The organism is Micrococcus sp. KRD070 (assembly GCF_017168435.1).
Lineage (GTDB): Bacteria > Actinomycetota > Actinomycetes > Actinomycetales > Micrococcaceae > Micrococcus > Micrococcus luteus.
Map to the genome: position 1 here is coordinate 1 of NZ_JABFNH010000042.1, position 401 is coordinate 401.

1 protein-coding gene is annotated in these 401 nt (G+C 57.1%); it reads right to left on the reverse strand.

Annotated elements, in window-relative coordinates; all coding sequences use genetic code 11:
• A partial coding sequence (locus tag J1M38_RS11485) for an MFS transporter (RefSeq protein WP_274608429.1) occupies window positions 1-390 on the reverse strand: 390 nt, incomplete at its 3' end.
• Between the last annotated feature and the right edge of the window lie 11 nt (window positions 391-401).

Here is a 401-nt window from a genome sequence, read left to right on the forward strand (position 1 = left end):
AATAACAGACATGACTCCATTAGCCACCTGAGAAATAATCGACGCCTGGGTGCTCATTCCTGCGAACTCCAACACCTTGGGCGCGTAATACATGACGGTATTGACGCCGGTGGTTTGGTTAACTACAGCAAGGAAAATCCCGACCAGCAGGAGGCGACGCGTCCAGCGAGACTCCATGACGACCGCCCACTGCTGACGGTGACTGAGCCTGCCGCCCTCGCCGTTGAGTTCAACCATCTCAGTGACCTCATCGACGATGGGTTCATCAACCCCTTCGACGCGCACCTGTTTGAGGCATGCGACGGTCTCCCGAAGCTGACCATGGCTTAGATGCCAACGAGCCGACTCGGGCATCTTCCTCATACCGATCCACAGCGCGATGGCGGGCAGAGTGCATACCA